At 68.3% G+C, this 23,433-nt stretch carries 26 protein-coding genes, 1 tRNA gene and 2 pseudogenes; 7 read left to right on the top strand and 22 right to left on the bottom strand.

The genetic code is table 11. From position 1 onward, the window contains the following. Positions 1 to 179 precede the first annotated feature (179 nt). Together ID554_RS14345 and ID554_RS14340 are read right to left on the bottom strand one after the other, a co-directional pair. On the bottom strand, positions 180 to 1,307 hold the full coding sequence (locus ID554_RS14345; RefSeq protein ID WP_117227985.1) for a PP2C family protein-serine/threonine phosphatase: 1,128 nt from the start codon (positions 1,305 to 1,307) through the stop codon (positions 180 to 182). Positions 1,308 to 1,405: 98 nt separating this feature from the next. Beyond that, positions 1,406 to 2,059, bottom strand: a complete 654-nt coding sequence (locus ID554_RS14340) for a septal ring lytic transglycosylase RlpA family protein (protein WP_191088835.1) — start codon at positions 2,057 to 2,059, stop codon at positions 1,406 to 1,408. Positions 2,060 to 2,487: 428 nt separating this feature from the next. Here ID554_RS14340 and ID554_RS14335 point away from each other — a divergent pair, with 428 nt between their 5' ends. Further along, complete coding sequence (locus ID554_RS14335) at positions 2,488 to 3,033, top strand: phosphoribosyltransferase (protein WP_117227983.1); 546 nt, start codon at positions 2,488 to 2,490, stop codon at positions 3,031 to 3,033. Between the two features lie 168 nt (positions 3,034 to 3,201). Here ID554_RS14335 and ID554_RS14330 read toward each other — a convergent pair whose 3' ends face one another. Continuing rightward, positions 3,202 to 3,717: an alpha/beta hydrolase gene (locus tag ID554_RS14330; protein ID WP_117228054.1), complete on the bottom strand. Its 516-nt coding sequence runs from the start codon at positions 3,715 to 3,717 to the stop codon at positions 3,202 to 3,204. A 105-nt stretch (positions 3,718 to 3,822) separates the two neighbouring features. On the opposite strand from ID554_RS14330, the pseudogene ID554_RS31680 reads away from it, so the two are divergent. After that, positions 3,823 to 4,149: pseudogene (locus ID554_RS31680) on the top strand (ASCH domain-containing protein); the annotation flags it as partial. A 58-nt stretch (positions 4,150 to 4,207) separates the two neighbouring features. Here ID554_RS31680 and ID554_RS14325 read toward each other — a convergent pair. The 4 genes from ID554_RS14325 to ID554_RS14310 form a co-directional block, all read right to left on the bottom strand. Further along, positions 4,208 to 5,128 carry an LLM class flavin-dependent oxidoreductase gene (locus tag ID554_RS14325; protein WP_117227981.1) on the bottom strand — a complete coding sequence of 307 codons (921 nt, stop codon included), beginning with the start codon at positions 5,126 to 5,128 and terminating at the stop codon, positions 4,208 to 4,210. 86 nt (positions 5,129 to 5,214) lie between these two features. Next, positions 5,215 to 5,544 carry a hypothetical protein gene (locus tag ID554_RS14320; protein WP_199489180.1) on the bottom strand — a complete coding sequence of 110 codons (330 nt, stop codon included), beginning with the start codon at positions 5,542 to 5,544 and terminating at the stop codon, positions 5,215 to 5,217. A 113-nt stretch (positions 5,545 to 5,657) separates the two neighbouring features. After that, positions 5,658 to 5,978, bottom strand: a complete 321-nt coding sequence (locus ID554_RS14315) for a hypothetical protein (RefSeq protein WP_117227980.1) — start codon at positions 5,976 to 5,978, stop codon at positions 5,658 to 5,660. A 66-nt stretch (positions 5,979 to 6,044) separates the two neighbouring features. After that, on the bottom strand, positions 6,045 to 6,362 hold the full coding sequence (locus tag ID554_RS14310) for an antibiotic biosynthesis monooxygenase family protein (protein WP_117227979.1): 318 nt from the start codon (positions 6,360 to 6,362) through the stop codon (positions 6,045 to 6,047). A 273-nt stretch (positions 6,363 to 6,635) separates the two neighbouring features. Between ID554_RS14310 and ID554_RS14305 the strand changes: the two genes are divergently transcribed. Both ID554_RS14305 and ID554_RS31675 read left to right on the top strand, forming a co-directional pair. Continuing rightward, on the top strand, positions 6,636 to 6,833 hold the full coding sequence (locus ID554_RS14305) for a hypothetical protein (RefSeq protein ID WP_117227978.1): 198 nt from the start codon (positions 6,636 to 6,638) through the stop codon (positions 6,831 to 6,833). Between the two features lie 192 nt (positions 6,834 to 7,025). After that, positions 7,026 to 7,235: a PIN domain-containing protein gene (locus ID554_RS31675; protein WP_233527417.1), complete on the top strand. Its 210-nt coding sequence runs from the start codon at positions 7,026 to 7,028 to the stop codon at positions 7,233 to 7,235. 437 nt (positions 7,236 to 7,672) lie between these two features. Here the strand turns inward: ID554_RS31675 and ID554_RS14295 are convergent, their stop codons facing one another. From ID554_RS14295 to ID554_RS14250, 10 genes and pseudogenes are all read right to left on the bottom strand, one after another. Next, positions 7,673 to 8,128 (bottom strand): NUDIX hydrolase, encoded by a 456-nt coding sequence (locus ID554_RS14295; protein WP_117227977.1) that lies wholly within the window; start codon positions 8,126 to 8,128, stop codon positions 7,673 to 7,675. Further along, positions 8,125 to 9,246, bottom strand: coding sequence for a DegT/DnrJ/EryC1/StrS family aminotransferase (locus ID554_RS14290; protein WP_117227976.1), 1,122 nt, complete (start codon positions 9,244 to 9,246; stop codon positions 8,125 to 8,127). The genes ID554_RS14295 and ID554_RS14290 overlap by 4 nt, the downstream gene beginning before the upstream one ends. After that, positions 9,236 to 10,264: a zinc-dependent alcohol dehydrogenase gene (locus ID554_RS14285; RefSeq protein ID WP_117228053.1), complete on the bottom strand. Its 1,029-nt coding sequence runs from the start codon at positions 10,262 to 10,264 to the stop codon at positions 9,236 to 9,238. Before ID554_RS14285 ends, ID554_RS14290 begins: the two co-directional genes overlap by 11 nt. A gap of 56 nt (positions 10,265 to 10,320) precedes the next feature. Then, positions 10,321 to 10,917 (bottom strand): deoxynucleoside kinase, encoded by a 597-nt coding sequence (locus tag ID554_RS14280; protein WP_117227975.1) that lies wholly within the window; start codon positions 10,915 to 10,917, stop codon positions 10,321 to 10,323. A gap of 126 nt (positions 10,918 to 11,043) precedes the next feature. After that, complete coding sequence (locus ID554_RS14275; RefSeq protein WP_117227974.1) at positions 11,044 to 12,243, bottom strand: histidine decarboxylase; 1,200 nt, start codon at positions 12,241 to 12,243, stop codon at positions 11,044 to 11,046. Next, positions 12,240 to 13,001 carry a hypothetical protein gene (locus tag ID554_RS14270; RefSeq protein WP_223884591.1) on the bottom strand — a complete coding sequence of 254 codons (762 nt, stop codon included), beginning with the start codon at positions 12,999 to 13,001 and terminating at the stop codon, positions 12,240 to 12,242. Before ID554_RS14270 ends, ID554_RS14275 begins: the two co-directional genes overlap by 4 nt. Before the next feature lie 212 nt (positions 13,002 to 13,213). Continuing rightward, positions 13,214 to 14,703: pseudogene (locus tag ID554_RS14265) on the bottom strand (APC family permease). Then, positions 14,667 to 14,981, bottom strand: a complete 315-nt coding sequence (locus ID554_RS14260) for a hypothetical protein (RefSeq protein WP_117227973.1) — start codon at positions 14,979 to 14,981, stop codon at positions 14,667 to 14,669. Before ID554_RS14260 ends, ID554_RS14265 begins: the two are co-directional and overlap by 37 nt. A gap of 170 nt (positions 14,982 to 15,151) precedes the next feature. Further along, positions 15,152 to 15,856 (bottom strand): N-acetyltransferase, encoded by a 705-nt coding sequence (locus ID554_RS14255; protein ID WP_223884590.1) that lies wholly within the window; start codon positions 15,854 to 15,856, stop codon positions 15,152 to 15,154. After that, on the bottom strand, positions 15,856 to 16,698 hold the full coding sequence (locus ID554_RS14250; protein ID WP_223884669.1) for an FAD-binding oxidoreductase: 843 nt from the start codon (positions 16,696 to 16,698) through the stop codon (positions 15,856 to 15,858). Before ID554_RS14250 ends, ID554_RS14255 begins: the two co-directional genes overlap by 1 nt. A gap of 790 nt (positions 16,699 to 17,488) precedes the next feature. Here ID554_RS14250 and ID554_RS14245 point away from each other — a divergent pair. Together ID554_RS14245 and ID554_RS14240 are read left to right on the top strand one after the other, a co-directional pair. Next, entirely contained in the window at positions 17,489 to 18,517 is a 1,029-nt protein-coding gene (locus ID554_RS14245; protein ID WP_147333446.1) for a helix-turn-helix domain-containing protein, read from the top strand. A gap of 17 nt (positions 18,518 to 18,534) precedes the next feature. After that, entirely contained in the window at positions 18,535 to 19,470 is a 936-nt protein-coding gene (locus ID554_RS14240) for an inositol monophosphatase family protein (RefSeq protein WP_199489179.1), read from the top strand. A 333-nt stretch (positions 19,471 to 19,803) separates the two neighbouring features. On the opposite strand, the gene ID554_RS14235 is transcribed toward ID554_RS14240, so the two are convergent. The 4 genes from ID554_RS14235 to ID554_RS14225 all read right to left on the bottom strand — a co-directional run bounded on the left by ID554_RS14235 (position 19,804) and on the right by ID554_RS14225 (position 22,575). Next, complete coding sequence (locus ID554_RS14235; protein WP_199489178.1) at positions 19,804 to 20,523, bottom strand: transposase; 720 nt, start codon at positions 20,521 to 20,523, stop codon at positions 19,804 to 19,806. Continuing rightward, positions 20,478 to 20,888, bottom strand: a complete 411-nt coding sequence (locus ID554_RS31670; RefSeq protein ID WP_199489177.1) for a hypothetical protein — start codon at positions 20,886 to 20,888, stop codon at positions 20,478 to 20,480. Before ID554_RS31670 ends, ID554_RS14235 begins: the two co-directional genes overlap by 46 nt. Before the next feature lie 128 nt (positions 20,889 to 21,016). Beyond that, complete coding sequence (locus tag ID554_RS14230; protein WP_117227970.1) at positions 21,017 to 21,712, bottom strand: HAD family hydrolase; 696 nt, start codon at positions 21,710 to 21,712, stop codon at positions 21,017 to 21,019. Continuing rightward, positions 21,709 to 22,575, bottom strand: coding sequence for a GntR family transcriptional regulator (locus ID554_RS14225; RefSeq protein ID WP_117228049.1), 867 nt, complete (start codon positions 22,573 to 22,575; stop codon positions 21,709 to 21,711). The genes ID554_RS14230 and ID554_RS14225 overlap by 4 nt, the downstream gene beginning before the upstream one ends. 230 nt (positions 22,576 to 22,805) lie before the next feature. Between ID554_RS14225 and ID554_RS14220 the strand changes: the two genes are divergently transcribed. After that, the gene (locus ID554_RS14220; protein WP_117227969.1) at positions 22,806 to 23,258 is read left to right on the top strand and encodes a hypothetical protein; all 453 of its coding nucleotides are present in this window, start codon (positions 22,806 to 22,808) and stop codon (positions 23,256 to 23,258) included. Between the two features lie 55 nt (positions 23,259 to 23,313). Here ID554_RS14220 and ID554_RS14215 read toward each other — a convergent pair. Continuing rightward, a tRNA-Gly gene (locus ID554_RS14215) sits at positions 23,314 to 23,387 on the bottom strand. Between the last annotated feature and the right edge of the window lie 46 nt (positions 23,388 to 23,433).

Here is a 23,433-nt window from a genome sequence, read left to right as displayed (position 1 = left end):
CCGCTTCCGGACAGGTGTTACCGATCAGTAACCACTGACTCTATTACTCGCAGGTAGGCAGCGACAACCCACATACCGAAGTGACAGGGATTACACACCTGCCGTTCAGGTACCGGCCAGACGTCGTCGCCCGACCTCGGAGGCCAGCTCAGGTCCCGGCCGGACGCCGCCGACCGGGGTCAGCTCTCGGCCGCCCCGACCTCCCAGCTCGGCACCGCCGCAGTCGCCCCGCCGGGCGAGCCGGTGTACTCCATCAGGACCAGGGCGATGTCGTCGTCCAGCCGGCCGTGCACCCACTCCACCAGGGCGGTCTCCAGCGAGGCCAGACCGTCGCCCACCGTGCCGTGCCCGAGCAGCCGCCACGCCCGGTCGGCGGTGGGGAAGAACTCGCCGTCCCGGCGGGCCTCGCCGAGCCCGTCGGTGAACAGCAGCAGGCGGTCGCCGGGTTCCAGCCGTTCCACCCTCGGCCGGACCACCGGCATGAAGCCCAACGGCGGTGCCGGTGCGGGCGGTTCGAGCGGGATCACCGCGCCCCGGCGCAGCAGCAACGGCGCCGGATGTCCACAGTTCACGATGGTGAGCGTGCCGCCCCGCTCCTCCACCAGCGCGGCGGTGACGAAGTCCTCGTCACCCACGCTGCGGGCCACCGCCCGGTCCAGGTCCGCGACCACCCCGCGCAGGTCCGACCGCTCGTACGCCACGTGCCGGTAGGAGCCCAGCACGATGCTGGCCAGCCGGACCGCCTCCAGACCCTTGCCGCGTACGTCCCCGATGATCATGCGTACGCCGTACGGGGTGTCGATGGCCTCGTAGAGGTCGCCACCGATCTCCGCCTTCGCCGTGGAGGAGATGTACCGCCCGGCCACCGACAGGGTGCCCACCCGGGGACCGAGCGGACGCAGCACCGCCTGCTGGGCCACTGCGGCGAGCTTCGACAGCTCGGCGATCTGCTCGGCCTGTCGCTGGCGTACCGCCGCCACCGCCGCGGCGATCCCGGTGCCCAGCGCGATACCGGCCACCGCAACGGCCGTGGAGAGCGAGACGTTCTCCTCGGCCAGCGCGAACGAAGCACCGAGCACGGAGGCTGCGGCACCGACGCCGAGCACGATCCGCCAGGACGCCAGCGCCGCGGCCAGGAACGGGGCGGCCACCATCAACGCGATGTAGTTCGCCGCCCGGCCGTCCGCCAACTCGACGGCGGAGACGAGCGCGAGCAGGACAAGGGCCGCGCCGAGGCCGGCGCGGGATCCGGGGCTCAGCCGGCTGCGGCCCGGCTGGAGGAGTTGCGTGCGTACACCGGACAGCATGCCCGATGGACGTGAACGAAAAAATGAACCTGACCCGTCGGACGAGAATGATCTGGCCGCGAGGATCACCTCGCGCACCGATCGCCGCCCGGTCGGGCTCAGCCCAGCACCTCGTAGCGCACCTGCATGTGGCCGAGGTCGAGCGAGGCGATCTTGGCGAACGCGGCACGGGACAGGTCCAGGCAGCGCCCCTCGATGAACGGCCCCCGGTCGTTGATGCGTACGGTGATCGACTTGCCGTTGGCGGGGTTCGTCACGCGTACCCGGGTGTCGAACGGCAGCGTCTTGTGCGCGGCGGTCATCGCCTCCGGGTTGAACGTCTCACCGTTGGCGGTCATCTGGCCCTGCCAGTAGAACGAGGCGCCGCAGGAGCCGGTGTCCACCGCCGGGCGGGCGGTCGTCTTCGTGGCCGTCGGCTTCGGTGTCGGGCTGGCCGTACGCGACTTGCTCCGCGACGGCGCCTGCGTGGTCCGGGCCGGCGTCGGGCTCGCCGTGGCGCTCGGCGAGGCACTGGTGCTGGCGCTCGGGCTCGGGCTGGCACTCGGCGACGCGCTCGGCGAGCCGGTCGCCGGGTCGGTGGCGTCCGGGATGGTCGGGAGGTCTATCGCGGTCGGGCGGGCCGGCTCCGAGTCGCCGGACAGGCGCACCGCACCGACCGTCCCGCCGACGGCGAGGGCGACGGCGAGCACCGCCGTGGCCGTCAACCCGGCCGGCGAGGTGATCCTGCGGTTACGAGAGTGCCTACCAGTCACCGGCCCGGTCCTTTCCTCGGCAGAGCAAATCGGGTCGGACCCTAACGAGAGAAGCACATCCGACGTCAACGTGATCATGCTGGTATGACCGCAATTGAGGCGATACGTGAAGCCGATCATCCGATCCGAGGTGGGCCAGCCGGCCCCCGCAGTCACGGGCTGGCGCCGACCTCTCAGCAGGCGCGTTGGCGCTGGTCCCGCCGCGACTGGCTGGCGCTGCCTTCGTCGGCACGGGCTGGCGCTGCCTTCGTCGGCACGGGCTGGCGCTGCCTTCGTCGGCACGGGCTGGCGCTGCCTTCGTCGGCACGGGCTGGCGCTGCCTTCGTCGGCACGGGCTGGCGCTGCCTTCGTCGGCACGGGCTGGCGCTGCCTTCGTCGGCACGGGCTGGCGCTGCCTTCGTCGGCACGGTGTGCCGCAGGATGAGGGGATGTCCGCCGAGTTGAGAGCCCGCCTGGTCGAGCTGTTCCGCTGGATCGACCCCGGTCCGGGGGCGAGCCACCTGGTCAGTGACATCTCCGGCTGGTGGCGCGACCCCGACGTACTCGCCACTCTCGGTCCCGCGCTCGTCGCACCGTTCCGGTCCGCGCGGCCCACCGTGGTCGTCTCCCCGGCCGTCACCGGATTCCTGCTCGGGCCGCTGGCCGCCACCGCGCTCGGCGTCGGGTTCGTGGCGGCACACAAAGCGGGCGACGGCCGGCTGCCCGCCGGGCCGCTGACCTGGGCGCAGAGCCCGCCCGACTTCCGGGGTCGGCAGGTCGACCTGGCCGTCCGCGACCGGCACCTCGGCCACGGCGACCGCGTGCTGGTCGTGGACGACTGGGTGGCCACCGCCGCCCAGGTCCGCGCGCTCTACGACATCTGCACCAAGCGCGGCGCCGAACCGGTGGGCACCTCTGCGGTGGTGGTCGATTGCGCACCGGCGCTGAGCGCCGAACTCCGCGTAACCGGCCTGCTCACCAGCACCGACTTGTGAAAGGAAGGGCACCTTATTAACGCCTCGTGCATAGCAGGGGTCCCCTGCTAGCAACCGAACCCCGCCGCGCCGCCGCCGGGAAACCACCGCCGAACACCAGCCGGCGAACAGCCGCCACCGCCGAGCACCAGCCGCCGGAAGCCGGCACCCGCCGCCGGCCCGGGAGGGTCAGCGGACGAAATCCTCGACCACCGTGCAGACCTTGCCGAGCACCTCGGCGGACCGGGCCAGCGGCCCGGGCACCATCAGCGCGTGGTCGGCAGCCGTGATCTCCAGCACGTGCGGGGTCAACCGGCGGGCGATCCCACCGTCCCAGGACGAGTCGGCCGTACCCCCCACCAGCAGGAACGGCGCGGTCGACCGGCGCAGCGCGTCGACCACCTCGCCCCGGTGCAGCAGCGGCGTGAGCCAGACGGCGGGCAGCCGCCGCTCGACCGCCAGCGGCGCGGCCAGCGAGCCGAGCGACTTGCCGACCAGCAGGTCGGTGCGCTCGGTCAGCGTCGGCGCGACCTCGTCGCAGACCCACCGGCCGATGGTGTTGGGATCGAAGTCCTCCGGCACCTGCCAGGCGATGCCGTGCAGCCCGAAACCGAGTCGACGCAGCGCCTCGCCCAGATAGAGGAAGAGCGGATACCGGGTGTCGTAGCCGCGTCCGGGAATGAGCACCGCGCGTCGGTCCGCCATCGACATCTCCTCGTTCGTCGGGCATCGACCGTACCGCTCCCACGCGGACTCTCCACCCGTCGAGAACCCACCGGAACCCGTCACCCCGGCCGGTAACCTCGCGTCATGTGGCCACGCGTCGGCGGACTACGTACCCTCGCCCTCGGCACGCCCGGCGAGCTTCGCGCGAGGCTCAACACCCTGGTCCTGGGCGGGGTGAAGACCGCCACCGCCGGCTTGCTCACCGAGTACGCCGAGGAGCGCGAAGAACTGGAGCACGTCGGCGAACGCCTGGTCGTGGTCGACGACCAGGACTCCCTGGTGGCCGTGGTCCAGGTGACCGGTGTCGAGGTGACCCGCTTCGCCGAGGTGACCTGGGACTTCGCCCGCTCCGAGGGGGAGGGCGACCGCTCCGTCGAGGAGTGGCGGGCCGGGCACGCCGCCTACTGGGCCCGGCTCGGCACGCCGGTCACCGACGACACCGAGATCGTCTGCGTACGCTTCCGGCTGGTCAGCCGAGGCGACGAGGGCGCGTACGGGACACAGAGCGGCCTCGGCCGCGCAGCTCGGGCAGCAGGCGGTTGGCCACGTCGACAAGCACCGCCTCGTCGCCCGCGTACCAACTGCTCTCCCGGGGCCAGTGCGTGATCACTTCGGTGAAGCCCAGCTCCGCCGCGCGGCCCACCTGGTCGGCGAAGAACTGCGCGCTGCTCAGCGAGAAGACCGGTGCCGAGTCCAGCGAGAGGTAGCGGCCCAGGCTGGCCGGGTCACGCCCGTCGGCGGCGAGCCGGGCGTCCATCCGGGCCACCAGCGCGGCCACCCCGTCCCACCACTCACCCAGGTCGTCGGCGTCCGGGCCGGTGGTCACCCAGCCCTGCCCGAACCGGCTGACCAGCCGCATCGACCGGGGACCGTTGGCGGCCAGCACGAACGGCACCCGAGGCTCCTGTACGCAGCCCGGGTTGTTCCGCGCGTCCACCGCCGTGAACCAGTCGCCCTGCCAGGTCGTGCCGTCCTTGAGTAGGATCGCGTCGAGCAGCTCGGTGAACTCGGCGAACCGCTCCACCCGCTGTCGCGGCGGCAGCGTCTCGCCGCCGAGCACCGCCGAGTCGAAGCCGATGCCGCCCGCGCCGAGCCCGAGCAGCACCCGCCCGTTGGACACGTCGTCGAGCGAGGTCACCTGCCGGGCGAAGGCCGCCGGATGCCGGAAGTTCGGGGAGGCGACGAGCGTGCCGAGCCGGATCCGCGAGGTCACCGTCGCGGCGGCGGTCAGCGTACCCATCGAGTCGAACCACGGGCCGTCCACCAGATCCCGCCAGCCCAGGTGGTCGTACGTCCAGGCGTGGTCGAAGCCCCACTCCTCCGCCTGCTGCCACCGGTGGCGGGCGACCGACCACCGCTGGTCGGGCAGGATCACGATGCCGAATCTCATGATCGCCAGAGTACGGCGACCGGCCTGCGGCCTCAGCCGAGCCGGTCGAGCGTGCGGGCTCAGCCGAGCCGGGCGAGCGTGCGGGCTCAGCCGAGCCGGGCGAGGAAGTCCAGCGTGCGACCGATCAGCAGCTCGGCGGCCGGCTCGTCGTAGTCGACGCCGCCCGCATCCGCGAAGAGGTGCCCGGCACCGGGGTAGAGATACAGCTCCGCGCCGTCGATATCCGCCGGCAGGTTCCCGCGCGAGCAGCCCGCGTAGACGATCCGCTCGGGCAGCGCCTCAGCCGCCGCCGTCCCGCGCCGAATGATCTCCCCGAACCCGATCGACTCGGCGTGCGCGACCCCCTCGTCGACAGTGCCGAAGGTGGCACCGTCGTACAGGTCAGGGTGTGCACGGTGTGCCCGGCGGCCCGCCACCGGTCGGCCAGCGCCAGGAACCCCGGCTTCTGCCCCTGCGCATGGTGGAACAGCAGAATCTCGACCATGCGCCCACCGTAAGACCACAACCCGACAAGCACCGGGAGGTACGTCTACTCGTCCGTGACAGGCTCGTCCAGCCAGCGGAACCCGGCCTCGTCGCCCTCGACGCTCAACAGGAACTCGGCGACCCGTCTGCCATCCGGGCGGGCCAGGGTGAGGGCAGCCCCGATCTCGTCGTCGATCCGCATCATGGCCTCGTCGTCGTCCGCGTCGAGAGCGGCGTTCCGCGCCACGAAGAGCGGACGGAGCTGCTCGAACCCCGCCAGCGGACGAAGCCGCCCATACGTCCACGGGAAGTCACGGCTCCGCACCTCGATCTCGGCGACCACCTCGTCCCGGTGAATCAGCCGCCAGATCTCGCCATCAGTCATGGACGGCAGCGTAGAAGTCCGCCACATCCCATGATCGTCACTGCTTTCCCGGCCCGGCGTCGCGCATCAGGCCTCGGTCTCCACATAGTTCGCCAGGTCCGCCTCGATACCGGCCGTCGTGAAGAAGGCAGCCGGCTCGAACCCCTCCGCGCGATGCGCCGCCTGCACGGCAGCACGGGCCGAGGGCAGATCGTCCGCGGACGACCACCGCACGATGGTGACTGCGTTGAAGCGACCCGGGCCGGAGTGCTGTTCCAGCAGGGCATCGTCGAGGAATCCCGGTTGATCCCGCAGGATCGCGTGAGTCCGTCGTACGTGTCGCCAGAACTCCGTGCGTGCGGGTTCCGGGACGTCGAACTTGTCCACTCGATAGACGACGGTCATGCCGCCCTCCTTCGTGCCGAAAATCGGTCAGACCGAGCCTAGAACCTCAACCCGACTTGAGATCAGCAGCTCGGAGCAAAAACCTCACCCCGATGAAATGCTCACGCTGGTGCCGACCCCTAGTTCTTACACCCGGACATTCCGTACGGCCCGGCCCGCTTGCGGGCCGCCTTGCCTTGTCGCTGGCCTTCCGCGCGTTTGAGTGAGGGTGGTGTCGGTGCTAAGCGTGCGACAATGAGTGGCGGTGTGTGGTGGAGGAGGAGGTGAGTCGTGATGTCGAGCAATGCGGAGCGGATGCCCGAGTGGCCGACCGCTGAGCATGTGCCGGTGGAGGAGTTGGCCCGTCGTCAGGGTGTGCGGCCGGTCGCCTCCGTCGATGACCTGGCTCGGCCGGACCTGTTCGAGTCCGACGACGAGTTGGACGAATTCCTGGCCGACCTGTACGCCTCTCGGCGGGCCAGCGCGGCGTGAGCCCGGTCGTCCTGGACACCGACGTTGCGTCGGCAATCGTGAGAGGTCGGCTGCACGACCGGCTTCGTGCCCGTTTAGCGGGTAAGACCCTGTGCATCACGTTCGTCACGCTCGGGGAGTTGACCAAGTGGACCGCGCTGCGGAGCTGGGGGGCCGCGCAAGCTGGCCGACCTCGCACAGTGGCGATCCGGCGTGGTGGTGCTGCCCTTCGATGAGTCGGTGGCGACGACCTGGGGGCACCTCCAGGCGCGTGCGCAGCATCGCGGGCGCCCCCGCCCGACGAACGACCCCTGGATCGCAGCCTGCTGCCTGGTCGACCGCCTGCCGCTGGCAACCTTCAACAGCAAGGACTACGCCGACTTCGCCGAGTACGACGGCCTACGCCTGTTCGACGTCTCGTAGCTCCACCGCTCCCGGCCTGACATGGCCGAACTGCACTGGCTGGTCCTGGCCGTCAACTGGGCGGACCGCTTACCCGGTGGGAAGCCGCGAAGCGGCGCAGTAGTCGATCGACCCGATTGGAATCCACGCTGACATCCCACATGATCAGACCGGCCGCGTCCGCGTGGGCCGCCGTGCTCAAGATAGTCCAGGAAGGCTCCACGCCCAACCCTCGAACCAGCACACGCCCATGGACCGTCAGGGCTATCGTTACTGACCGTCTTCGAGGCTGTGCCGGGCGAAACAACCCGTCAGCCGCTCGGCGAGCCGTAGGCGGCATCGCGGGTAGAAGGCTCCCGGCCGCGGATGTTCGGGCACGCGCTATATAGGCGAATCGCACTACAGCGAAGTGCCCTGGCCTCTCTAAACGCCAGGGCACTTCATGTCGAGGTACCGCGTCAGACGAGTTGCGGCATTCGTCGGGCGGCCTCGGCGATGAGGGACGGCAGTTCCTTTGGGGCGGTGAGTTCGGCGACGTCTGCTACGTCGAACCAGGCGGCGTTCGCGACTTCTTCGACTTGGGCGTTGAGGGTGTCGTTGTGGGTGCGGCAGATGTAGACGAAGTCGATGTGCCGGTGAGGACCGACCTTCCGATCATCGATGTCCATTTCAATGATCGCGAAGGGTGGGGGGATGCTGCGTACGGCCGGGTGGCGGAACGGCTCGGGTGCGAGGATCTCTGCTTCGACGCCGGTTTCTTCCACGACTTCGCGGAGGGCGGCTTCGGCGGGGTCTTCGTTGGGGTCGATGTGTCCGCCCGGGTACAGCCACAGTCCGATCTTGTTGTGGTGGACGAGGAGGACTTGTCCCGTGCTGTTGAAGACGATCGCTGAGCTGGTGAAGTGCCGGATCATGCTGGGGTTTCTCCCTGGGTGATTCGGGCGGTTTGGTCGGCGATCCACGCTACCGTCGCCTCCGATAGTTGAGGGTGAACGGGGAGTTGGATGGTGGCTGTTGCGAGGTGTTCGGCGTTGGGGCAGGCCGTGGCGTAGGGCTGGAATAGGGGTTGGTGGTAGAGGGGCTGGTAGCGCCACCGGATTGAGTCCGGGGGTAGCCCTGCGCGGTGGAAGGCGTCCGCGATCTCGGCCTGGCGTGCGGTCGCGATGAGGACCAGGTTGTAGTAGTTGGGTTTGTCCTGCACGCCGTAGGGCAGTTCGCGCAGCAGTCCTGCGGCGGGTAGGGCGGTGAGGATGCGTTCAACGTTGCGGCGGCGCTGTGCCAGTTGCGCGTCGAGGCGGGCCAGCCGACGTAGGCCGATGGCTGCGAGGGGACCGGCGAGTTTGTAGTTGACGCCGTGGCCGCCGCGTAGGTGGCCGAGGTGGGTGTAGTGGTCGATGCGGTCGGCGAGGTCGTGGTCGTTGGTCAGGACGAAGCCGCCTTCGCCGGTGGACAGGAGTTTGCGGTCGTGTGTGGAGAAGCAGCCGACCTGGCCGAGGGTGCCGGCGTGCTGGTTGGCGATGCGGGTGCCGTGGGCCTGCGCGGCGTCTTCGATGACGGGTATGCCCGCGTCGGCGAGCAGGCCGGTGATGGCTCGTTCGTCGTTCGGGTAGCCCCATAGGGGCAGCGTGATCACCGCGCGGGTGCGAGGTGTGAGTTTCCGTTGGAGATCGGTGGGGTCCAGAGCGAGGGAGTTCGGGAGTGTGTCCACCAGGACGGGGGTGGCGTCGCAGGTGAGGATCGGCATCGCGGTGGGCAGCGGGGCGGTAGCGGGGACGAGCACCTCAGTTCCGGGGCGGACGTCGAACGCGACGAGTGCGGCGTGGAGGGCTGAGGTGCCGGAGTTGACGGCGATGGCGCGGGCGGCCCCGAAGCGAGCGGCGAGGGCGCGCTCGTAGAGGGGCAGGACTTGGGCGCCGCCGGAGAGGCGGCCGTCGTCGAGGACGGCGCGGATCTCCTCCAGTTCCCCGCAGGGTGGTGGCGAGTACCGGTCGTCGACCGGGTGGTCCAGGTCGTAGGCGGTGTCAGTGGTCATAGGTGAGCACCACCTTGATCGTCTCCTCGGGTCGGGTGTCGATGAGGCCGTACGCGGTGCGCGCGTCGCTGAATGGGATGCGGTGGGTGATAAGCCCGTCGACGCGGACGTGTCCGTCGGTGACGAGCTGTCGGGCGGTGGCGCTGAGCCGCGGAGGGTCCCAGGCGGGGTGGGTGCGCTGGGGGCAGCCGTTCACGGTCATGGAGGAGACGAGGGTGATGCGATTGCGGTGGTATTCCTCGCCGAGCCGCAGACCGCCCTGATCGCCGTGGTACGAGGCGACGGTGGAGACCGTCGCACCGACGCGGACGCAGCGGATGGCCTCGTGTAACCCGGCGTAGGAGCCGGATGCCTCGATGGCTACGTCGGCTCCGGCGGAGCCGGTCAGCTTGCGGACCAGGTGGGCGACGTCGGCTTCGGTGTCGGTGTGCATGGCGGTCATGCCAAGTGATTCGGCGGCTTCCAGGCGTATGGGGTAGCGGTCGATGCCGATGACGCGGCGTGCGCCGGCCAGATACGCGAGTTGCCCGGCGATCAGGCCGACCGTGCCGAGGCCGACGATGACGACGGTGTCACCGATGTGGATGCCGGCGTCGTGGACGCCGCCGAGCGCGACGCGGGTAAGGATGAAGAACACGGCCCGTTCTGGGTCGATGCCGGCAGGTAGGCGACCCGCCTCGGCGGTGTCGACGCTGACGACATGGCCGGTGGCGTGTGGGCGGTCCAGCGCTACCAGGTCTCCCACCGCGATCCGATCACGGGCAGCGCTGCCAACCGCTGTGACGCGGGCGATGGTCTCGTAGCCGGGTGCTACTGGGTAGTCCCGTCCCGCTCCGCTGGTGAACAGGCGTTGCTCGGGCAGCCACGAGCGGTGCAGGGCAGCGGCCGAGCCTCGCACCCAGGCCATTTCGGTACCGTGGCTGATGCCGGACACGACGGCTTGGGCGTACACGTCGGTCGGGCCGAGCGGCGGAAGGTTCTCCGAGATCAACTCGACGTTGCCGGGTCCGGTGATCATCAGGCGTGTGGTGGGCGGGCACACGGCGATGCCCTGGTGTGCGAGAGCGGGTTGGGTCACGGCTTCTCCGATCCGGTGAGTTGGGCGATCAGCTCGTCGAGGTCCGCGTCGTTGAGGGCGTCGAACGTGCTGCCGTCGCGGTGGATGACGTGAGGAGTGAAGGCGCGCTGGAACGCCTCGTTGAGGGCAGCGAGATCGGCTTCGGACACGGCGGTCTCCATGTCTCGGCCTCGCTGCTTGACGCGGTGCAACAGCGTCGATGGAGGCGCGGTCAACCCGATCACCACATCGGGGCTCGGGCTGTCGGTGGACCAGATGCCGCAGGTTTGTGCGACCCGGCCCGCGTCGGCGGCGGGCAGCGTTTCGGCGGCGAAGATGCGTTGCTGCACCATCGACCAATCGGCGACGACCCGACCACCAGCCCGGGTGATCATCTCGATCTGGCGCAATTGCGCGACCCGGAGGGCGATGAAGGTGAGTTCCACCTTCAGGGCGAGATCATCGGGGGCGCGCTCGGCCTCGGCGTACAGCTGCGGCAGGTAGGGGTTGTCGGCGAACGGATCGAGCATCAGCGTCGCGTCCAACCGGGCGGCCAGACGAGTGGCGAGCGTGGTCTTTCCGACTCCAGTAGGGCCAGTGATCGCGATGAACAACGGGATCCCCTTCGATGCGGGATGTCAGCGATGCGGCCAGTTCAGGCCAGGGCCGACGGCGGGCGTAATGGACGTAGCCGGTCGCCATGGAATGTCGCCTCGCCTCCGTGAGCGTCGGTCCGGTGGTCAGGGCATGGTGGTGACGTTGGGGGTGCGGGGGCGTGGGATGGGTGTCGTGATGGCGGTGGCGAGGTCGGCGGCGAGCGCGTCGATCTGGCCTCGGGTGATGCCGGGCATGCAGATGAGATGGCTGACCGTGCCGTCCGTGGCCAGGAGCCACTTGCGGCGGATCGATTCCGGTGGGGTGGGTAGAACGACCGTGAAGGCGTGCGGCCACCGCCAGGCGGCCCAGCCGGTCGCGCGGATCTGTTCGACGGCGTACGCGGCGGTGCTGCGGGCTTCGGCGGCCCGCCACCAGTGCCCTTCGCGGCCATGCAGGGCGATGGCGTGCCACAGCAGCGCGGCGGCCAGCCCACAGCGGGAGCCGGTGATGGTGGTGTCGGTAGCGGCGGTGTAGGCCACCTGCGGCCGGGCTGGTGTGCGGATGCTGTCGCGGATGAGCACCACTCCGCAGGGGGTGGGGACACCGAGGAACTTGTGGCCGCTGATCGCTATGGAGCCGATGCCGCCGGCATCATCGAGGTGTAGCTGCCCGTCGAGGGCGAGCGGGATGCCGGACAGGGCGGCGTCGACGTGCAGATGCCCCGCCATGCCGTACTCGGTGAGGATCGCGCGGATGCGGCGGGTGTCGTCCACAGCTTCGGTCAACGTGGTGCCAGCCGTGGCGACCACGATCGCCGGCCAGCGTCGCCGTTTTCGCAGCTGCGCGGCCAGGTCGTCGTAGCACATCTCCCCGTCCGGGCGGGCCGCCACGACCACCTTGTAGGCGCCGAGCATGTCCACGATCTTCGGTACGGAGTAGTGGGCGGCGGTGGAGTAGTAGATGCGGGCGGTCGGCCACCGCCGGTAGGCGGCGTGCAGAGCGGACAGATTGCCCTCGGTGCCGCCGGTGGTGACATAACCCCACCGGTCCTCGACCGGCATGCGCAGCAGATCGGCGACCCAGGCGATGACGGCCTGTTCCAGGACCCGCGTGTGTGCTACTCCCCCGGTGTCGCTGGGGTCGCCGATGTTGTTCCACAGCCAGTGGCCGAGGCGGGTCATGACGGCGGTGTGGTCGAGGTCGACGGCGCCCGGGTAGCCGATACTCGTCGCCGCGGCGGTGTCGGCGGTGTGGATGAGGTGGTCGAGGACGGCGGTGACGTCGATCGGTGTCCGGCTGAGGTCCGCGGCGACGGCCAGGTCGAAGGTGTGGGTGTGGGTCACGTTGCCGGCCCTCGGTCGAGGTGGCCGGTGAGGGTGTGGTGCAGGGCGGTGAGGTGCCGCCACACCTCGCGGGTGGTGTGGTCGCCCTGCTCGGTCAGGGTTGCGTGCGGGTTGTGCCAGTGGGTCGGCCGGTCCGCATCGAGGGGTTTGCTGCTGCGGATGCCGTCGTAGTGCAGCGGTGCGTGCGGGTTGCGGTCGATGTCGATGGCGGTGCCGTCGGTCAGCAGCAGGTAGCAGCGGCCCTTGAGGTCGAAGGCTGACCGGCGGTGGCCGGTGGCGGACGGCTCTCGCAGGGTGCGGGCGAGTTGATACCAGCGGCCGTCGTCGGAGTCGAGGGTGCTTACCCCGACACCGACGTAGGCGGCGTCGGGGCCGATGGCCATGTCACCGCCGTTGACCATCGACCGTTCCGGCCCGAGTGGATGCCACCGATGGCCGGTGGCGGCCGTGTGGGCGATGTTGGTCGCGGCGATCCTGGTCAGGTCGGCGAGCATCCGGGGCAGGTCGTCGGACTCGGGTGCGGACAGGAACAGCCGCCACGCGGTGTGCAGCCGGTACCCCTGCGGCTCGGTCGGCACCGGGGTGGTGAAGAACAGCATGACGGCGTGCGGGCCGAGGGCGTGTCGTGTGCCGTAGCGCTGGTCGGCTTCGATGAGGTGCCCGGAGCTGAGGCGCTTGGACCGGAACACCACCTGCTTGCGCAGATCCGCCCACCGCGCGTTGGCTCGGCGAACCGCCTCGTCGTCCGGTTCGCCCACAGGCGGGGGCGGGGGCGGGGGTGCGGGCGGCGGCGGGTCCGGTGGGCGTTGGTAGCCGGAAGGGCGGGGACCGTAGCCGGGCGGCGGCTCATACCCGGCGGGAGGCCGCAGGTCGGCGGTCGACTCCGGCCGCCATCCGGGGTGCAACGGATCTGGCGGACCGTAGGGTCCGGCCGGTCGTCGTGCGTAGGTCATCATCGTCGCCCCCTTTGTCAGATCGAGACGTGGATGGCGTCGGGAACGGCGTTCGTGACCGGTGTGCCGCGCCCGATACCGGCGTAGACGTCCGGCCGGGCCTGGCGCAGATGCGCGGCCCACATCCCACCCACGACTGCTGCGGCACCGACGATCGCGGGTAGCAGCAGCGGGAACAGCGACCCGGGCGCGGCACCCAGCAGCGGCCCGACGTTGCCGACCATCGCCACCAGCACCACCGACCCGGCGACCACGCCCATCACCGGCGCGACCCGCCACTGCCACACCCCGGCCCGCTCACCCCGGACCCGGTCCGGGGCGGCCAGCGCCGCCAGCGACGCGGCCAGCAGCAGACACAGCAAACCCAGCGCGCCCAGGCTCGACAGCCAGGTGAACACCTGCGTGACCGGGTCGGCCCCGGCCACCGCGAACCCCGCCACCACCACCGAGGCGACGACCGTCTGCGCCGCCGAACCGCCACGCGGTGCGGTAACCCGCGTGCCGCTGTCCGCGCCCGCGAGGCCGGTGGGCAGCACTCCTTCCCGGGCCATGGCGAACACGTAGCGTGCGATGACCGAGTGGAACGACAGCTTCGACGTGACGATCGCGAAGATCAACACCACGCCCGCCACGGCCACCCACCCGCTACCGAGCCGTCCGAGGATCACCGATGTCAGGTCACTGTCCGGCTGGGCGGCCAGCTCGGCGACGGCGTACGGACCGACCGCCACCCCCATCGCCCACGCGGCGACGGCATACACCCCACCCAGTACGAGCACCCCGACGATCGTGGCCCGGCCGACCGCACGCCGATCGACGGCCTCCTCGACAAAGGAGCCGGGCGCGTCGATACCGGTGAACGCCGCCACGCAGAACGCGACCGCCCCGCCCACACCGCCGACCATCAGCCCGGAGGCGTCGAAGCCCGCCCACGACATGCCACCATCTGCTGGCCGTCCCACACCTGCCACCACGAACACTGCGACGATCAGCAGCGACACCGCCAACACCACCGCCAGGGCCCGGGTCGACAGCACGATCGCCCGTACTCCCAGCACCCCGACCAGGGCCACGGCGATACCCGCCCACACCCACCAGGCCCCGCCCAACTGGGCGGCGAGGGTCGCCCCGAGCAGGCCGTACAGGCTGATCTGGATCGCGTTGTAGGCCAGCAGAGCCACCACGCCGCCGGCCACACCCCAACCCCGGCCGAGCCCTTGAGCGAGGATGCCGTAGTAGGCGGCGGGATGCCCGACCTGACGGGCCATCGCCGTGTACCCCACCGCCAGCAACGCCACCACGCACGCCACCAGCACAAACGTCAACGGCACCGCGATCACACCCGTAGTCGCGTAGATCGCGGGGATACCGCCGGCGAGGACCACCATCGGGCCGACGCCGCCGCCCCGAACACCCACAACCCGACCGGTGTCAGCGTCCGACGCGCAAGCGCCACCTGCACCTGCGCCGTCACCGCGACTCCCCCCGCCCCGGCTGGTTCGGGCACCACGAGCTGCGGCAGCCGTCCACCGAATGCCGCTCCACGTCGGCGGCGGTGGCCGGCACGACGGACACCGCCGCTGGCCGCACCGGGCCGTGATGCCAGTAGCTCTTGTCGCGGGCAAGGTTCCGCTGCGCGGTGTCCTTGTCGGCCGTGAACCCGAACAGGTCATGCTCGCCGCCGGGCCACTCACGACGGATCGCGTAACCCCACAGGCACTCCGTCGAGGTGCCGCCTCCCGTCTCCGGGACGGCACCGGCGGCACTCGAAACGCCAAGGCGCATGGCCCGCCACCTGACAGGCCGCCGTCGCCGGGCGGACATGGCAGCGGGACGGCTGGTCATGGTCAGCATGAGCAGAACCCTCCTGTCGAAAATTGGGTACGACGCACTGCCCCGCTGGGCGAACAGACGACGCGCCAGCAGGTGAACAAGGTGATGTCAGAACACGTGGATCACGGGGAACGCGGTGATGCCGCCAGCCTCACCGCGCCGCGAAACGGCATCGCGGTGCGCTGGACACGGACCCGTCGCGGCAACCCATCTCCGCCCGCCTCGTCCGGCTGTCCAGGGCGCACGGGTTGCCGCCACATCCGCCACAGCACCGGACCACCCGGCTGAAGCAGAATCGGTGATCGCGGCTCGTAGCCCAGCCCGGCGAGCAGCCCCTCCCGAGGGCGGTCGGTACTCACCTCCGCATACGACGGCAACTGCTCCGCGTCGAGCAGGCGGTGGTGGCGGGCCAGCAACGCCGCACCCACACCCGTCTGCCGCCGGCCGGGAGTCACCGCCAGGTGCGCCAGGTAGTGATGCGCGGTGTACGGGTGCACCGCGTCGACGTACGCGTGCAGCAGACCGAACCGGGCAGCGTGCACGCCGAGCATCCGATGGAGGTCATACATCCACGCCGCCGACGGCGGCGGTGGCGCGGGCCGCGAGTACCACACCGCCACTCCAGCAAGGTCATCGGTCGTCTCGACCATGCCGTGGGCCAACCCCTGCGCCACGACAAGCTGCGCGTACCGCCGCACGACCCTCGGCCGTTCGATCGGATCGGACACCAGCCAGGCACTCAACCGGCTGGTCAACAGCGCGTCGCCCACAAGCGCCGACAATCCCTCAAAATCGTCGTCCGTCGCGCGACGGACACCAGAGTTCATCAATCGCATGACAGCTCCCCCGAAGATCCTTGAACACCATCGCCTTCCGCGTCGTCGTCCCGGGCAGCCAGCGGCCCGCGCGACGCGGCCCGCTGACGGCTCACCCACACCGCCGAATCGAGGGCGCGATCGAAGGTGGTAGCCAGGTGCAGACGGTCACCGGCGACCCCGGTCAGCAGCAGCCGCTGCCGGGCAGCTTTGATCATCTGCGGTGGGCCGCAGACATAGACCGCCTGGCCGCTCCGGTAGTGATACACCGCCACGCTCAACACGTCGCCCTGCGCGGCAGGCTCGACGTCACGATCGTCGGAGAATGCCAACACCACGGTCAACCAGTCGCGATGCGCGGACGCGAGCTTGTCCAACGCCACCGCGTCGTACAGGTCGAGCAGAGTGCGTGATCCGACCACCAAGGTCACCCGCTGCCCGGTCGGTGCTGCCGCCACCTGCTCCACCAACGCCCGCAACGGAGCAAGCCCTGTCCCTCCAGCCACCAACAGCAGATCAGCTCCCGCTGAATCCGCCAGCGACAGCCCGAGGTCGCATGCCGGCCCCAACCACAGCAGTTCCCCCTGCGCAACCTGATCCACCAGCACCGGCGACACCGCGCCATCCGCCACCGACCGGACGTGGAACTCCACCGTTCCATCCGGGCGAGGAGCATTTGCTGGCGACAACCACCGCCACACCCCCGGCACGCGAGGCGTACACACCGGCAACGCCTGACCAGGCAGATACCGCAACCGCCGCATCGGCCGCACCGTCAACACCGCCACACCGTCGGACCATGAGACCCGGGCCTCAACCTCACCGACCGCGACCTGAGGCCCATCCCCCACCATGTCCGCCGCCCGCTCCGCCAACCGCAACGCTCGCCGACAACCTCGATCCCACGCGACGGCCAGAGCTGCGTCCCACCTGTCATCTGCGAACCGACGCACCGTATCCACCATCGCCGCTGCGACACAGGTTTCGTGGTACGGCTGAAGACCAAACCGTCGATACATTCGACCCAGTACCGCAAGCGCCGCCCGCCTCCCCGACGGATCGCCCGTCCCAGCGACAAGCTGCGAAAACGTCGAGAAGAACATCGGCGCCAAGCCCGACGGAAGAAAGCGCACGCTTCGGTCCTCAAGGTGAGACCAGAAGTAGTCGGCCGCACGATGATGCGTTTCGGGTGCAGAAGCCTGTAGTGGCTCAAGGTCAGGCATCTTGCCGCCCTTGAACACAGCGCATCCAGGACGGTCGGCTGCCGGTCAGCCCACCCCTCTCGTCCATCGCATCCGCCCTTCACGCAGCCCTGCCCGCTGGAGCTGCTATCCGTCAACCGCATCGCCCCTGACGGCGTGGAGGACAGGGTTTCAGCTCGTGGATGCGCGACACACCTGTTTCGGTGGCCATAGCCGGACTGGTCTGTGGGCAACGCTGAACAGCACAAACGCGTCAGCGCGCCCGTCTTGCCCATCCGGATGGGTATGGTGCGTTGGATCGTCGTCCATCGCTAGCGCCCCGCACCTGCCAGGAGGGAGCAACATGGGCACTTCTACATCTACTGGTCAAGCCGTCAGCCCTCAGTCGCGCGGTCGCGAGTTGGCCCGCCTTGGCAAGCAGCTGTGGCAGGAAACGGCATCCGTGAAGACGGTAGCTGCCGAGTTGATGAGTCGACATCCAGAGATTCCTAGCATTCAGGCGTACCGCTATGCGGCCGGGCTGTCCCAGGACCAGGCGGCACTTCGCTATAACGAGATGACCGGTTATCAGACAACCCTCGGCGGAACAACCATCAATGCGTGGGAAACCTGGGCACGCAGCCGGGGGGCGGGCTCGCCGCCGACCTTCTCCAGTCTTCTAGTCCTCGCCGAAGCATATGGCCGGGGACCGCTCGGGGTGGCTGTCGAGAAGATCTCGCCCAGCGATCTGATCTCGGAGGCATACGAACGACTCCCTCCAGAGGATCAGCTTTCACTAAAGAGCTTCTCGGCGAAAGAGAAGGGATCTCCGAATTCAAACATCGGTCCAGCCTTCCACCCTATCCGGCAGACTGACAGTCCAAGTCAGAGCGTTGGCCCCGACTTCAACCTCGTCGCCCCTACCGTCGACTACGGAAACCCTGAGATCTGTGTCTTCTCGTTACCGAACCCCCATCCCGGAAACCTGCTAGATCTCGACTGGAGCACTTTCGGTTTCGGGATCGAGAGGCTTATAAGGCAAATAAAGAACCTGGGAAGACGCCTTGAGGTGGATATCTGCTTTGGTGTCAACGAGGCAGGCCTGGTGATGGCCACCTTCCTTGCTTCCGCCCAGTTTTCCCGCTGCCCTATAGGTTACCTTCGTTGCAACAAGGTACGCGACAGCATTACCCTTGACCCAACTTCTTCGTATCCGGAGGCCGGTGAAGCACCTACGATTCTCATCTGCGACTTCGAAGTTAAGCATGCGGACGTGGTCGGATTCATCGCCAGCGAAATTCGGCGAAGGCACCCGGGCGCCCTGCTTTACTTTGCCGTGTTCGGTGCAATGACCAAAGGCGCGGACCTGGAAGTGACGAGCTTCGACGACCTAACGGGCGCACAGATCATGCGGGCGGCCGACTTTTCAGCTGTGTTCATAGCCGCAACGATGAGCCCACCCGGCATTGAGCCACCCCTCGAACTACGCTGACCATCGTCGGAGGTGTCGTGAGTAACGCAGCCCACCTGCCTGAGCTTGCCAAGAGCGCAGCGGATGTAGTGGAAACTCTCATCCTTGAGATTCGCCCCAAGCTGATGGAGGCCGCCTTTTCCGGAAATGCCGGAGAGAGCGATAATGTACGCCACTCTGACAATTTCCTTTCAGTTCATGACATGTGGATGCATGATAGGTATCGCGAGTTGATGGCCCATCACATCGACTCGTTCGTGTATGCATCCGAGGAGGCAGATCCACAGGTAGTCGGCAACGAGAGGGATCCGGACCTGTGCGTCCTTGTCGACCCACTCGACACCAGTGAGTTGGCCGTACGTGGACTTCTTGGATATACGCATGTGATGATCTACTCGCGCTCACTGGCGCGGCCGATTGTGTCAGTAGTCGGCGATATCTATCACCACGTCCGGCTCTACGTCGCGGCTCGGCACGACGACGGCAGGGACTACGCTTACGCGTACACCGCAGACGGAGGTTTTTACAGGCTGAGCCAGCCAGCCCGGAAGAGTCTGCCAGAGTCGCTACTCACAAACTTCCTCATGCGCCCAGGCGAACGCCTTCTTCCCCTGAGTCGCCAAGAACGCTTGATTAGCGCCTTGGACCAGGCGGCTGAGGACGGCAAGCGTCGAGGTAGGATCGGGGTTGACTTCGGCTCAGTAAGCCTCTGCCACATCGCCGCAGGATTCACCGAAGGTGTACTGGAGTTCGCCAAAGGATTCGCTATCTGGGACCTGGCTCCGGGGCACTACATCCTAGAGTCGGCCGGTGGCACCGTGCTCGACCTTGCAGGTGAGCCAATCTCCCTGGACTACAACTTGCAGTCATTGCCCGATATCGCGCGAGCGATGAACCGAAGGCAGAGATTTGTTGCCGCCGGCACGTATGAGCTGGCCTGGGATATCCTGAGCCACCTAGATCTATCCCAATGAGGCGTTCGACGATTTGCGGATCCGAAAGGGTCGCACCGCAGGGGGCTGAGGAAGAAGTTAAGCGATGGCCCATTTCTCCACACGACAGGGCACAGCCCTACAGACGCAGGACGAGCGGCGCGCATAGTCTGCTTGTATGAGTGAGGCCAAGCGCGTCGCTGTCGTCACCGGTTCAAACCGCGGACTTGGAGGGCCATTCAAAAGTAAGTTGACGCTCGCGGATGTCACGATGCGTGACCGTTGGGGGTGGGTGTGACGCAGCGCACGGCGTCCTGAATGGACGCGGCGGCTGAATCCCGGATAGATCAACTTTGTGTGGAAGATGATCGAGGGTCAGCCGCCGCGCTGCGCCAGTATGACAGGACTCCCGGCTGACCGGCTCGCTGACCTGACCGGCCGGGTCCGCGAGATCGTCGGTGACGAGTGGGAAAGTTCGGTGAGGTTCTTGACGTGCCGGGCCGATGGCTTGGCGCGGCGCGCGAGCAGTCGCAGGGTGCCGGTCCAGCCGGCGAGGCGAGGGTTGAGGCCGGTCAGTTCCGCGACGTGCGCGGTACTGGTGACGGTGCCGTCCTGGTGCAGGCTGTCGGTCCAGGCGTCGGCGGGGAGCCGGTCGATCGCGGTCTCGTCGGCGTCGGTGATCGTCCAGCCGACGGTGAACTTCACGCTGCGCCATGCCCGGTTCATCGCTTCGAGGTGTTCGAGGAGTTCATGGGTGGCGCCGGCGCCGTCGACGCGGATCAGCAGTTTGCGCCGGTGACCGGCTGGGAGCTGGGCGATCGCGTCGCCGAGGACCCGGATGTGATCGGCGACGGTGTTCGATCCGGCGTTGCCGGGCCAAAGGAGCATGGCCAGGCATTCCGCGGTGTTGGCACACCAGGCGCCGAGGGGATGGAACCCGAAACCCTTCTTGAAGGTCGCGGCCGCGCCCTGCTTGGCCGAGTGGGCGGTGATCAGGGTGGCGTCCAGATCGATGACCACCCACCCGGTCAGCAGTTTCCCGGCGACGGTCAGCCAGGGGAAGCCTTGCGGGCGTCGGGCGAGCAGTGCCCACACGTGAGCGCGGACTTCGCCCGAGCTTTGCCGATCCGTTTCAGTGTGCTCTCGTCGAGGCCGGCGAGGGTTCGCCGGACGGTCGACTCCGACGGCCGGTCACCGAGGACCAGGCACTGATGGACGAGTAAGCCGATGTCGGACATGCTCGTGGCACCGAGCACGATCGTGACCGCGAGAGAGACCAGGACCGTGCCGCGATCCCACCAGCCCGGCCCGGTCCCACGGGGGAGCACCTTGTTGAAACCGCTGGGCAGACCGGTCCGATCAGCACACCGACGCAGCAGGACCGCACCCGCGTGACCGACCAGGCCCTTTCCGCCGGAGTCAACGACCAGCCGCTGAGCCCACCCACTACTCCTACTCACCAGAAAGGTGCACCTTGCTCTGCTGTGGACATGGCATAGACACCCACATCCTTACAGGTCAGGTGCACCTTTCCTCCATCACCTCGATGCGACGAATCCGGTCTGAATAGCCGAGGTTAGTGCGCCTTTCAGTTACCGATGCGGTCAACCAACACACTTGCCAGCTGGCCCATGCTCGTGATGACCACATCGGCCCCGGCGGCCCGGAACGGCCCGACCTTGGCCGGCCGATTCGCGTAGCCGATCACCCGTACTCGGGCGGCGCGCGCTCCGTCGATGTCAGAGAGCGAGTCACCGACCAAAACGCACCGGCTCGGTGGCTCGCCGACGGCCCGCGCGGCTTGCAGGATCGGTTCCGGGTTCGGCTTCATGCGGTTTGGGTCGGCGTATGCGCGGCCGACCACTGGTGACACATACGTGGCGAGCCGGTGCGCCACGAGGTACGCGCTCACCGCGCCGGCAGAGTTGTTGCTGACGGCAGCTACCGGCAGCCCGGCCTGCCGGGCTGCCACGATGACCTCCCGGCCGTATGGCGTGGGTTCGGCAGTCTTGACGGCCCGGCGTTCGGCCGCGCAGAGCGCGTCCTCAACCGCCCGTGTGACGCTCTGGTCACCCGCCGCGCCGGTACGGCGTAGCACTTCAAGCGGGTCCGGCTCGCTAGTGAGGTCCGGCGGCACGTCGACCTCGTGTTGCCGGAGTACGTCGACCAGCTCGGCGGCAACCTGCGGCGCGGGGTATCCGGCGAAGATGCTGCACACCGGGCCGTCGAAGTCGAGTAGCAGTGCGTCGATGTCGCCGAGCAGTCGGCTGAGGTCGGCGTTCATGCGTCGTACCGGTAGGCGATGGTCGACCACACCGAGTCGAACCACTGGTGGGACGCTTCCACGAACTGTGTGCCGTGGGAGGTGTCGTCGTCGGTTACGGCGTAGTGGAACAGCGGCACGTCCTTGCCCATCAGGTCGTAGATGGCCATCGGCTCGCCCTTGATCGATACGGTGCGTTCGGTGACGGGAGAGAAGCCGTAGAAGACCTCTTCGTTGTTGAGGATGTAGAGCTTGAACTGCGGTGATGCCCGGTGTAGCCGCACCTCGACGGTGGCCGACCGGATCAGGCCGAGGTCGCCAAGTTCGGTGACCTGATCGATGATCGCGTCTACGGCTCGGCGGGTAATTCGCTCGGCGCGTTCGCGTACCGCTGGGTCGTCGGTCTGTGCGTCGGCCCGCGTGGGCAGTGCCATCGGTGCGGTCATGTCGCAGATCAGGATGCGCACGGCGATGGTCTCGGGCGCGAGGCGACCGACGCGCACCTTGTCGAGAGTTTCGGCGAGCGCGTCGCGCAGTGTCTCGCCGGAGAATCCGGCGAAGTCGATGGTGACGTGGGGCCGCTCGAACGCGGCTTCGACGTGCGGGCGTAGTTCGACGGCCCGCTGCGTCTGCGCTCGGACGAACACACCGCTGCCCTGACGGGACACGATCAGCCGCTCGGCCCGGAGCAGGTCCAGGGCTCGCTTGACCGTCTCTCGGGCCACGCCGTAGCGGGTGGCCAACTCGGGTTGCGACGGCAGCTTGTCGCCCGGCGCGAGTCGACGCGTGAGGATGGCAGCCCGCAGCTTGTTCGCGATCTGCTGGGACGCCTGTTTCGGGTCGTCGGGATCAAGCTGACCGAGGAAGTCAGGACTCTCGCTCACCACAACACCCTAACGGTGGCTAGCCAGGCCAGAAAAGTTTACCGCAGATCCTTGGCTTGGCTAGTCAAGCAAATCTACGGTCGATTCAGGTCCTCAATGCTTGCCCAGCTTCCCCTATGGATCGACGCGCGACCGCCCTTACGAGGACTTCTTCGGACGCGCAAAGCGAAGGCCCCGACGGGATTGCGGCCCGCCGAGGCCAGACGCATCGCCCTCGCGAAAGGAACACGATGCTTCTTCAGCCTACCGACGAAGCCGCCACCAGACGCACCCCGGCGCAGGTCACCCTCGCTCCCGGCCACATCGCGGCACCGGTCATCCCTTCATCGCTGACAGCAGCCCGCCTGAGCCGCCTGTCGAACGGTCAACTCGCTGTCGCCATCCACGCCGCCGGTATCCCGCCGGACGTGACCACCCTGTCGATCGACGCGATCAATGCCTTCGCGGTTACCGGCATCCGTCGCCTCGGCCGGACGGAGGTCCGCCGCATCAACGACGAGACACGGGCGGCGAACACCTCCTACTGCGCAAAGATCCGCCGCGACGCCTCGGCCGACGTCCGCGTCGAGCTGGCCACCATCAACCGAATCTGGGGCTCACGTAGACGGGAGCAACGCGCCGTCGACCTCGCCTATCGACTGCTCTGCGCCCTGACACGCAGCGTGCACAGCACGCCCGAATAGCGGTCGGCATGAATGAAGCCCAGGTCGAGAGCGCATCCTGACCTGGGCTTCACGCTGGAGCGGGTGACGGGAATCGAACCCGCACTGTCAGCTTGGGAAGCTGATGTTCTGCCATTGAACTACACCCGCAAGCGGCACCACTGTACCTGAGCCGTCGCCCCGGTGCACCCAGCCA

The sequence above is a fragment of the Micromonospora craniellae genome, assembly GCF_014764405.1.
GTDB lineage: Bacteria > Actinomycetota > Actinomycetes > Mycobacteriales > Micromonosporaceae > Micromonospora > Micromonospora craniellae.
Note: the sequence above shows the minus strand (reverse complement) of the source record. Positions and strands in the feature narration are given on the sequence as shown.